At 62.2% G+C, this 10,563-nt stretch carries 6 protein-coding genes; all 6 read right to left on the bottom strand.

Annotated elements, in window-relative coordinates; translation table 11 throughout:
- Positions 1-19: 19 nt before the first annotated feature.
- The 6 genes from BLR69_RS21175 to BLR69_RS21150 all read right to left on the bottom strand — a co-directional run bounded on the left by BLR69_RS21175 (position 20) and on the right by BLR69_RS21150 (position 10,532).
- On the bottom strand, positions 20-4,624 hold the full coding sequence (locus BLR69_RS21175; protein WP_071494669.1) for a dermonecrotic toxin domain-containing protein: 4,605 nt from the start codon (positions 4,622-4,624) through the stop codon (positions 20-22).
- A 104-nt stretch (positions 4,625-4,728) separates the two neighbouring features.
- Positions 4,729-5,820, bottom strand: coding sequence for a polyamine ABC transporter substrate-binding protein (locus tag BLR69_RS21170; protein WP_071494668.1), 1,092 nt, complete (start codon positions 5,818-5,820; stop codon positions 4,729-4,731).
- Positions 5,817-6,851, bottom strand: a complete 1,035-nt coding sequence (locus tag BLR69_RS21165) for a histone deacetylase family protein (RefSeq protein WP_071494667.1) — start codon at positions 6,849-6,851, stop codon at positions 5,817-5,819. Before BLR69_RS21165 ends, BLR69_RS21170 begins: the two co-directional genes overlap by 4 nt.
- Before the next feature lie 131 nt (positions 6,852-6,982).
- A complete protein-coding gene (locus BLR69_RS21160; protein ID WP_071494666.1) occupies positions 6,983-7,975 on the bottom strand; it encodes an AraC family transcriptional regulator in 993 nt (330 codons plus the stop codon).
- A gap of 50 nt (positions 7,976-8,025) precedes the next feature.
- On the bottom strand, positions 8,026-9,003 hold the full coding sequence (locus BLR69_RS21155; protein ID WP_071494665.1) for an asparaginase: 978 nt from the start codon (positions 9,001-9,003) through the stop codon (positions 8,026-8,028).
- A gap of 77 nt (positions 9,004-9,080) precedes the next feature.
- Positions 9,081-10,532 carry an alanine/glycine:cation symporter family protein gene (locus BLR69_RS21150; protein ID WP_071494664.1) on the bottom strand — a complete coding sequence of 484 codons (1,452 nt, stop codon included), beginning with the start codon at positions 10,530-10,532 and terminating at the stop codon, positions 9,081-9,083.
- Positions 10,533-10,563 lie beyond the last annotated feature (31 nt).

The raw sequence follows: 10,563 nt of genomic DNA, 5'->3' as shown, positions 1-10,563 counted from the left end.
TAGATAAGTAACGGCGGAATCAGGTCTTTTTCTTCTCGAAAAACAGGCGCCTCGCTGGCTCCAGGCCGATCTCGCTGAGGTAGAAGTCAATCCGTTCGGCTTCGTTCAGGCCTACGGTTGTATCAGCGGCCACGCCCTGTAGGTGTTCGGCCACGGTTTTCAAACGCGCCGCGATGTAGTACTTGGCCGGTGTCCAGGCGGTGCTGTAGTGGAAGTGCGCATACCACAGGGGCTGGCCGGAGCGGCGATCGGTAATGCTGTACTCGTCCAGGAAATCGGGTCGCGGGCTCCTGAGCTTGCGCCGAGTAAGGGTCTTCTTGATCGTGACTTCATTCTGGGCGAGCAGCCACTCCAGGTTCTGGATCGTCGGAGGCAACTTCTTGTACAGCCTCAGTACATGCTCGCGGCTGCGGCGGTACATATCTGCAATGGCGTCGGTGAGTGCTTTGTTGACGGTACTGGCGGAATGGCTCTCGTTGTCCGTGATGTTGTTGTGGGTCAAGGCGCGGTCGATGGCTTCGCTGGCATGTTCCAGGCGCAGCGCGTGCTGGTGATAGAGATACTCGATACCCATCGGCGTGCGGGTTTCCTGGCGTGCCAGGGTGTCGGCCCGGCTATGGAAGTCGGGCAGCGCGTCCAGTAGGGCCTGGCCTTGGCTGATAGCCACCGGCGTGGTGACGAGGGTCTTGGACTTTGCCGGCACACGGAGGCGCTCGACCCAGACGCCAGGGGTTTTCTCGTGGTAGGTGGCGATGACCTTTTGGGTGATCGGGGAGCGGATATCCACAAGGTCGGTCTCCAACCCGATCTCCGTCAGGCGCGGTTCACCGATGCGGATGCCGTCGTAGTGTGTGCGAATGAAGCGGGTGACCGGTCGGGGTACCGTGGGTGGCGGTGTGGGGCGCAGCCTGAGGGCGTCTCGGTCGACGATCAACAGTGCCAGGTTCTGTGAGGCGCGCAGGCTGAACTCGCTGAGGTGTTCACGCAGGCCTCTTATCCGTTCCGGCTGGGCATTCCGGTTGAACGTTTCGGCAAAATCGCTCAGGCGTTCATCCAATATCTGGAACTGGCCGATCAGGCTGCCCAATGTGTCGATACGTTCGTCCAGGCGCGACTCACTGCGTTCCTGCAACGTATCGGTCAGGCATTGGATGACGATATCGGCGGAGTCGATGATCGCGTCTATGGTCGACCAGGCCTCACTAGCGGTGGTCAGCGTGTTCTTGGGCAGGCACAGATGGCGCGTGAGGGTGACCTGCAAGGCCTTGAGGTGTTCGCGGGTGTAAGCGGGCAACGTGCCCTTGGTGTCGCGGATCAGGGTCACGCCTTCCTTGGACAGCAACCTGAGTTCATCGAAGCGCGTGTTCATGTAGTCAAGACGGCCGATCATGTCCTGGGCCAGGTCGACCATCTGGTGTGCGTCGTCGATGGGCCGTTCTGTAGGGGACCCGGATGGGTTATGAAGTTGGTCCAGCACCGTGCGCATCTTCGGCGTGAAGCGAGTGAGGGCTTCGCGGATGCCTGCGTTGGTGAGTTCGATCTGTGCCTTGATATAGGTGTTTGCTCTGGCGGCGTAGTCCGACGAGGGGGCGAAGACGTTTAACTGTTTGAGCTGCTGCAGCGCCGACTCGTAGTTCTCCCGCTGAGTGACCAGGGTCTGCAAGTAGCTTTGCCGCCGTGCTTCGGCTGTGCTCGCGGAGCCTTCGTTCATGGTTTTATGGGCTTTTTGCAGTTCGGCCTGGGCGTCTTTCTTGGTTTTCTCGAAATCGCTCAGTTGGGTGCGCAGACGCTGCGCGCGTTCTTCGGCCCGGGCCTTGGCGAGCTTAGCCTTCAAGGAGGGGCCGCCGCCACGCAAGCGCAGCCGTGTGTCGATAAACCAGTTGCCTTGGCGATTGCCGACCAGTAAGGGGCCGAGGCGGGACAGTTCTTTCGGATCAACGATGATAACGTTGTCGCCTTCGTCAACGATCACCTGAAACCAGCGATTTCCCACGGGGGCGTAGTACTTGTCGGCGAGCTGGTAGAGGTGTTGTCTGGGGCCGCTTTCGCTGATCGGCTTACCCAGGTTGTCGGGCTTATCGATTTTGTAGCTGTCCAGGAATGTACCCAGTTGTGAAGGGTTGCGATGGGACGCGCCACTGGTGTGCAGCGGTTGCGAGCGGTCTGAAGGGATCTCGGAAGTGTTGACGTCAGCAATCTTGCGAAGGGTGGTCGGCATCCGTTCTACCGGCGTGGGCTCGACCGGTTTGGGTAGCTTGGCGATGGTGGGAGGCTCTGACTCCAACGGGCGCCGGGTCACGCGGTGCAACGTGATCGCCATGCCCAGGTTGAGCAGCAGATCGGTGAGGGCGCTCCAGCGTGAGCGGTGTTGCGGGTCGTCTTCGGCCTCCACGACTTCTTGCAGTTGATCCATGATTTGCCAGATCCACGCCGCGACCCCCACCGTCGACCCAAGGAATGGCAAGGCCGCGTTGAAGATCAACCAGCCGGTGTGCTTGAAGGTGGCCCAGCGTGCGTCGGCGTTGGACACCGATTCGCGATTGGCCAATTCCACCAGCGCATTGGCGTTGGCCTTGAACAGCGCGCTGAGCACATCGCCATTGAGGGTTTCATCGCCCAACAGCAGCGGGCCGCTCAATTCCAGGACCTTGGCGGGGTCCACCAGAAAGTCCACTACCGACCATGGAGAAGGCAAGGCGCCCGGGAACACATACCGGCTGTAATCCGTGCGCACGCTGTCAGGCAGCCAGGCGAGCACCGATTCGCGCAGGCTGGGGGATTGCTGGATCGCGTAGATCAGGTTGGCGGGGGAAGGGTATTGGCTCAGTGGTTCGTCGAGCAACGGGCGGTACAACAGACAGGGCCCGGCCAGCAGGTCTACAGGCCCGATCACGAACATATTCGCGACGGTGTCCCGCGTGCCCTTGTGGTGCCGGGTCAGGAAGGACAATGGCCGTACGACAATGGTATCGCCTTCCACCTTGCGGTCTGCGGCGCTCTCTTGCAGCGCGGCGATCACATAGCGGTAACCGCGTTCGTCGATGCCGCCTTGCTGGTTGAGTTTGTACTGCAGCGCCAGCATCGGTAGCTGGATGCGCAGTTGGCTGGTGTAGAGCTTCTCGCGTCGCCATGACTCCACCTGGTCATCCAGCAATGTGCGTTGGATCAGAGCCGGATAGGTGCGGCCGATATCGATACGGGTAATCAGCGTTTCCACATAATCGACAGTCAGCCAGTCTGGAATCGCCCCGCTGTTTTTCCTGCGCAAGGTCTTGTTGCCCAGGGGCAGGGCGATCAGGTTTTGCAGGGCCAACTGCGCCAGGTTGAACGTCGTGGTCACGGTCTGCCCCGGCACCGTGAACGAGCCCCAGATGACAGGGCTCTGGACCACTATGTCGAACCTGTCCAGGGGCAAGTGCCTGGCGTCGTCGTGGTCTTTGAGCATTTCGGCTTTCAGGGCGTCGAGTGCGTATTGCTCGATGGGCGCGATGCCGTCGTTGTAGGCCTGGCCCTCGTTCAGGCTGTGCAACGCCGCCAAGTCTTTGAGGTGGCGGCCATAGGCGTCCTGATCTGAACTGGAGGCGTTGCTGAGCCAGTCGGGCAAGGCTTCCCGGAACCAGTCCAGGCCGGGGGACTTCTTGATGACGCCGTTGCCGGCCGGTGCGGTGACAGGGCCGGGTAGGCTCTGGGTGTTGGTAAAGCGGATGGCGCCGATGGCGTCGATCTGGATCGAGATCAGAATGCAGGCCTGCTGGTCGAAAAAATTGCCGCTGGGTTCGTACAGTCGCCAGTCGATTGTTTTACCCAGCGCGTGTTCTGGCAGATAGTTTTCCAGCGCGTTGCCCAGCTCTTCGGTGGATTCGAATTTGTCATAGCCGTGCCCCGGCGAGTAGGTGAGCAGTACCTCTCGCCCCTGCTGTTTGCCGACCAGTACGGCGATCAGGCTGTCATTGAGGTGGGTGGCTTTGCCATCGTCTCCGATCAGGAAGATATCCACCAGGCAGGCCCTGGATTGGTAAGGGTCGTTACGCTTGCGCACCGCTGGGTCCGGGGCGGTGTACAGGCTGCGCGCCATGACGCAGTCCTCATGGGTCCAACCCTCCACCTCATCGACGTTCCAGAAGCTGCGCAGGGCGCTGGACAGTTCGTACCAATGGGGGCCGGAACTGCCGTTGGACTGGTTCCAGTATTCGGCCTGCTGTTCCTGGAAGCCGGTGATCATGACCGGTGCCAGCAAATTGATGATGTTGGCGATTTCTTCGATGCGCACCTGCAGGTGCACGGGCGGCTCGACAATCGGCAACTGCGTGAGGAAATGTTCACCCTCAATATAGATCGCGGGCACACCGAGCACGGCTTGCTTGGCCAGCACATCGGCGAGCGCTTGGTAGCGAGGTGGCCTGGCCACGACCTGATCGTCGACGATGTCCCAGACCGCCGTGCCCACCAGGGTGATGTTCGGGTCGATATCCAGGTTCGGGTAATGCGCCTTGAGTTCACGTCGCAGCAATACGGCGGCCACTTCCCGAAACGCCGGGCCGGTGGACAGTTGAGTGATCAAGGTGGCGGTGGAGTAGTAGCGCGGCGGCTGCTGCGTGGCAGAGGTTTTTTTAGTTGAGGTCATAAGGGAACCTGACATGCGTTAGATGGACAACACCCGAGGCCAGGCCCCGGGTGTTGCCATGCTAGAAAGCGCGCAGTCAGGCAGGCGGTGTTTATGTAGGCCCGTCAGGTACCGGACTTGATCTTGGTCCAGGCGCGGGTCCTGGCGCGCTCGGCATCACGGCCCAGGGGTTTCAAGGTATAAAGCGTCGCCATCGCCGCCTCGGTGGGGTACAGGTTGGGGTTGTTGCGGATCGCCGGGTCGACCTGCCCGGTGGCGTCCTTGTTCGGGTTGGGGTAGCCGACAAAATCGCTGATCGGCGCGATCACCTGGGGTTGCAGCAGGTAGTTGATAAAGGTGTAGGCGTCCTGCGGGTTCTGCGCGCCTTTGGGAATGGCAAGCATGTCGAACCAGATCGGCGCGCCTTCCTTGGGCAGGCGCATATCCACCACCACGCCGTTCTTGGCCTCCTTGGCCCGGTTGGCCGCCTGGGAAAAACTGCCCGAATAACCGACGGCCACGCAGATGTCACCGTTGGCGATATCGGCCATGTATTTGGACGAATGGAAATAGGTGATGTACGGGCGGATCTTCATCAACAGCGCCTCGGCCTTGACGTAGTCCTTGGGGTTGCTGCTGTTGGGGTCCAGGCCCAGGTGCTGCAGGGCCAGCGGCAGGATCTCCGAAGGCGAGTCCAGCAGGGCCACGCCGCATTGCTTGAGCTTGCTGATGTTCTCTTCCTTGAAGATCAGGTCCCAGCTGTCCACCGGGGCGTTGTCGCCGAGCGCGGCCTTGACCTTGGCCGGGTTGAAGCCGATCAGGATGGTGCCGTACATGTAGGGCACGGCGAACTTGTTGCCCGGGTCATTGGCCTCGATCAGCTTCATCAGCTTGGGGTCGAGGTGGTTCCAGTTGGGCAATTGGCTGCGGTCCAGGGGCTGGAACACGCCGGCCTCGATCTGCTTGGCGAGGAACACATTGGACGGCACCACCACGTCATAGCCGGAGTTGCCGGTCAGCAGCTTGGCCTCCAGTGCTTCGTTGGTGTCGAAGATGTCGTAGACCAGTTTGATTGCCGGGTTCTGCGCCTTGAAGTCCTCCAGCGCCTTGGGCGTGATGTAGTCGAACCAGTTATAGACCTTCAGGGTTTTTTCTTCGGCGTGCGCGGCGCTGCTCAGCACGGCGGCGCAGAGCACAAGCGACTTGAGCATGTTCATTTGGTTGCCCCCTCAAAACCTTCGAGCACGTTGACGGCATTGATGCCGATTTCTTCCACCGCGTAACCACCTTCCATCACGAACAGCGTCGGCTTGCCCAGGCGCGCGATGCGCGCGCCCATGGCGAGGTAGTCCGGGCTGTCGAGCTTGAACTGTGAGATCGGGTCATCCTTGAAGGTGTCCACACCCAGTGAGACCACGATGATGTCAGCGCCGTAGTGTTCGATCTCCCGGCAGGCCTGCTCCAGCGCCGCGTTCCAGGTGTCCCAGCCGGAGCCGGCGGGCAGTGGATAGTTGAAGTTGAAGCCTTCCCCGGCGCCTTCGCCCCTCTCATCGGCATAGCCCAGGAAAAACGGAAACTCGGCCTCCGGGTGCCCGTGGATCGAGGTAAACAGCACATCGCTGCGGTCGTAGAAAATCGACTGGGTGCCGTTGCCGTGGTGGTAGTCCACATCGAGGATCGCGACCTTGCGGTGGCCCTGGTCGAGAAACGCCTGTGCGGCAATCGCCGCGTTGTTCAGGTAGCAATAACCGCCCATCAAGTCGCTGGCGGCGTGATGCCCCGGCGGGCGGCACAACGCGAACGCACTATGGGCGCCGTGCTGGATCGCCTGTTGTGCGGTGAGTGCCACTTGCGCCGCCGAGTAGGCCGCCTGCCAGGTTCCGGCGGTAATCGGCGCACCGCCATCGAAGCTGTAGTAGCCCAACTGGCCGTGCAGGCTGGTGGGCAGCACCCGACGCAGGGTGCGCGCGGGCCAGGTGTAGGGCAGCAGGTCGCCGTCCTGGCCGTGTTCGGTCCAGCGCGCCCAGGCGCCTTTGAAGAAGTCCAGGTAATCGCGGCTGTGGATGCGTTGCAACGGCGCCAGGCCAAAGTCCTGTGGCGCCTGCACCGGGCCCAGTTCGCGGTCCTTGACCCGTTGCAGCACATGGTCGGCCCGCGAGGGCATTTCGAAGCAGGGCATCAGTTGCCCGTCCATCAATTCGCAGCGACCGTGGTGCAGGTGGTGATCGTCCGAGTAGATCGTCAGCATTCTTGTTCTCCGCAGGCTGTGTCGGTGCGTGCAGTCTTGCGGTGGGCGCGGTTTAAGAGAACGGCAGGAGCGGCCAAAAGGGGATGAATATGGCCAAAGTGTCTGTCCGCAATTCGCCCCTCAATGGCGCATCATGCTCGAAATTGGCTCGGTGCCACGCCGCTCCAGCGCACAAATGCATGCCGGAAACTGGCCGTTTCGCTGAACCCCAACGCTTCGGCAATCCGATAGATCGGCCACTGGTCCTCCGCCAGCAGCAGCTTGGCGCGTTCGAAGCGCAACTCGTCCAACAGCTCCTGGTAGCTGCAGCCCAGTTCGTGCAAATGCCGGCGCAGGGTGCGCGCCGAGCATTTCATCTGCATGGCCAGGCCTTCCAGGCCCGGCGCGGCGTTGAGTTGCGCGGTGAGCAACTGGCGAATCCTGCCCAGCCAGGCCTGGCGCCCGGTGAACTCCAGGTTCTGCTTGCGGCAGCGCTCGGCCATGGCCTGGTGGGTGACAGTGTCTGCCAGCGGCAGTGGCTGTTCGAGCCAGTGCCGGTCGAAGGCAAATGCGTTGGCGGTGGCCTGGAACTGCAACGGGCAAGGGAAGCTTTCGGTATAGCGCGCGCGGTAGTCCGGGGCGTCGTGCTCGAAGCGTGCGCCGAGCAGTGGCAGTGGCTGGCCCAGCAGGTCGTCGCAGATGACCTTCAGCGAGGCCAGGCACAGTTCGACATTGAACCGTTCAAGCGCCGGGTCTTCACGATAATCACGGGCGGTGAACCAGACGCGCTGGCCGTCTTCCTCCAGGCTCAACTCGAAAAGTGTTCCCAACAGCGCCGGGTAGTGCAACGCCAAGCGCAAGGCGTCACCAAAGGTGGCACTGGTGAGCAGGGCGTAGCCGAGCATGCCATAGGCCGATACATGCATCTGCCTCCCCAGTTCCAGGCCGATATCCCGCCGCCGCGCCACAGCATTGGCGCACACGCGCATCTCCTGGTTGGTGGTGATGCGCGTGTCGGCGCGGCTCAAGTCCGCCGCACAGATGCCGCTGCCGGCCAGCAGTTCCTGGGCCGGCAAGCCTTCGGCCTTGAAGGCATTGAGCACCAGGGACACGGCGTTGAGGGTGGTCAGGTGAGAGTGCAGCATGGGGGCTTCCAGCCAGGGGGTGGCTGGAAGGGAAGCAAGTTACAGGCCGATCAGCTCAGTTCGCCACACAGGTCGAGTTCCACCAGGCGGCGCACCTCGGCAGTGTCGAGTCCGGCACCGAGCAGTGCATTGAGCTTGCCGAACACCGCTTCGCGGGTCATGCCGCCACCGGACAACACGCCGACGCCGCGCAAGCGGCTGCCCGCTTCATACACATCCAGTTCCACGCCGCCTTCATGGCATTGGGTGATCGCCACCACCACCACGCCCTGATCCTGCGCCCGCTGAAGGCTGGCCAGGAACGCCGGGTTGTCGCTCGGCCCGGTGCCGCTGCCGAAGCACTCCAGCACCAGCGCCTGGATACCGCTGTCGATCACTGCGTCCAGTTGCTGGGCGGCGATGCCCGGCACCAGCGGCAGCACGCCGACGTTGGCCACGGTTTTGGGCTGGCGGTAATGCAGGGCCGCCGGAATCATTTCGGCCTGGGCGACGCCGCCATTGCGCTGCAGGGCAGCAAACGGATGGCGGCCGAAGCTGCGGATTTTCGCGCAGCGGGTCGGCGCCATCAGCGCGCCGTGGAAGAACAGCTGCACGCCCGGCGCCAGGCCTTCGCCGAGTGCCGCCAAGGCGCCGCTGACGTTCTCCCAGGCATCGCTGTCGGGCACGCCGGCGGGCAGCATGGAGCCGGTGAACACCACCGGCGCCGGCAGGCCGAGCAATTGGAAGCTCATGGCGGCGGCGCTGTAGGCCAGCGTGTCAGTGCCGTGCAGGATCAGTACGGCGTCGCAGCCGTTGTCCACGGCTTCGACCACGGCGGCGTGCAGGTGCTGCCAGTAGGCGGGGGTCATGTTGGCGCTGTCGATCAGCGGCGACATTTCCCGGAAGCACCAGGCGGGCACTTGCACGTCGGCAAGCTGCTCGCGCATGCGTGCTTCAAAACCGGACGCAGGCGCCAGGCCGTTGGCGCTGGCCTGCATGCCGATGGTGCCACCGGTGTAGAGCACCATCACGTTGTTAGCTGGGGACATCGAATTTTCTCCTGAACGAAAAACGCCGCCGGGCCCAGAGCATGCCCAAGGCCGGGCGGCGTGTCATCTATCTACACTCAGCGTTGCGCTTGAACGTTCAGTTCAGCACTTGCTTGAGCGCTTGGCTCAGGCTTGACCGGGTTGGCCGGCCAGGCCTTTCGGTCCAGGTCCAGGTCAGGGAACTGGCTGGAGTCGAACACCGGGGTCTTGATGCCCGCTGCGCGCTGGTTGTCGTAGTCGTTGAGGATACGCATGGCGATCTTGAACAGGAACGCCAGGGCGAACAGATTGACGAACGCCAGCAGGGTCATGGTGATGTCGGCAAAGGCGAACACGGTGCTCAGGTTCTCGATGGAACCCCAGAAGATCAGCACCAGCACCAGTGCGCGGTAGCCCATCAGCACCTTGCGGTTGTTGCCCACCAGGAAGCGCAGGTTGCTCTCACCCAGGTAGTAGTTGTACATGATCGAGGTGAACACGAACAACGCCAGGGCCACCGAGATGAACATGCGGCCCCAGTCGCCGACCACCGCCGCCAGGGAGTTCTGGGTCAGGGCAATGCCGTCGCCTTCAAAGCCCGGGGTGTAGAAGCCGGAGAGCAGGATCAGCAATGCGGTACAGGTGCAGATCACGAAGGTATCGAGGAACACGCTGAACGCCTGGACCACGCCCTGGGCGATCGGGTGCTCAACCGAGGCTACTGCTGCCACGTTAGGCGCACTGCCCAGGCCGGCTTCGTTGGCGAACACGCCGCGCTTCACACCCATGATGATCGCGCTGCCCACCAGGCCACCGAAGGCCTGGTCGAGGCCGAAGGCGCTCTTGACGATGGTCGCGAGCATGGCCGGCACATGGTCGAATTGCAGCACGATCACATAGAGGGTTACGGCGATGTAGACCAGGGTCTTGACCGGCACCAGCAGGTCGGCAATCGAGGCGATGCGCTTGATCCCGCCGATGAACACCAGGCCCAGCAGTACCGCCAGGGCCAGGCCGGTGTAGGTGGTGTCCAGGCCAAAGGCGTTGTTCAGCGAGTGGGTCACGGCGTGGGCTTGCAGGCCGTTGAAAGCGAAACCGAAGGTCACCAGCAACAGGAACGCCATGACCATGCCCAGCCAACGCTTGTGCAAACCGTGCTGGATGTAATAGGCCGGGCCGCCACGGAAGGTGCCCTCGGCGTCAGTGCGCTTGTACAACTGGCCGAGGGAGCACTCGATGAAGCTCGACGACATGCCCACCAGCGCGGTGACCCACATCCAGAACACGGCGCCCGGGCCACCCAGTGTCACGGCAATACCGACACCGGCAATGTTGCCGGCACCCACGCGGCCGGCCAGGCTGAGCATCAGCGCCTGGAAGGAACTGAGCTGGTCGGAGCTGCTCTTCAGGCTGTCTTTAAACACCGAGAACATGTGGAAGAAGTGACGCAGTTGTACGAAACGCGAGCGAATCGTGAAATAACCGCCGAGCCCGACAATGAGCACGATCAGTACTTTCCCTGAGAGGAAGTCGTTGATGACTTCGAGCATGGAGTGTTCCTCGCTGATTTTTCTAATGGCA

The organism is Pseudomonas azotoformans (genome assembly GCF_900103345.1).
GTDB classification, from domain to species: Bacteria; Pseudomonadota; Gammaproteobacteria; order Pseudomonadales; family Pseudomonadaceae; genus Aquipseudomonas; species Aquipseudomonas azotoformans.
This window is presented reverse-complemented; position numbering and strand designations above follow the sequence as displayed.

Coding starts and splice junctions, on each gene's coding strand:
- BLR69_RS21165 (WP_071494667.1), bottom strand. CDS start 6,851: ATGCTGACGATCTACTCGGACGATCACCACCTGCACCACGGTCGCTGC.
- BLR69_RS21160 (WP_071494666.1), bottom strand. CDS start 7,975: ATGCTGCACTCTCACCTGACCACCCTCAACGCCGTGTCCCTGGTGCTC.
- BLR69_RS21155 (WP_071494665.1), bottom strand. CDS start 9,003: ATGTCCCCAGCTAACAACGTGATGGTGCTCTACACCGGTGGCACCATC.
- BLR69_RS21150 (WP_071494664.1), bottom strand. CDS start 10,532: ATGCTCGAAGTCATCAACGACTTCCTCTCAGGGAAAGTACTGATCGTG.
- BLR69_RS21170 (WP_071494668.1), bottom strand. CDS start 5,820: ATGAACATGCTCAAGTCGCTTGTGCTCTGCGCCGCCGTGCTGAGCAGC.
- BLR69_RS21175 (WP_071494669.1), bottom strand. CDS start 4,624: ATGACCTCAACTAAAAAAACCTCTGCCACGCAGCAGCCGCCGCGCTAC.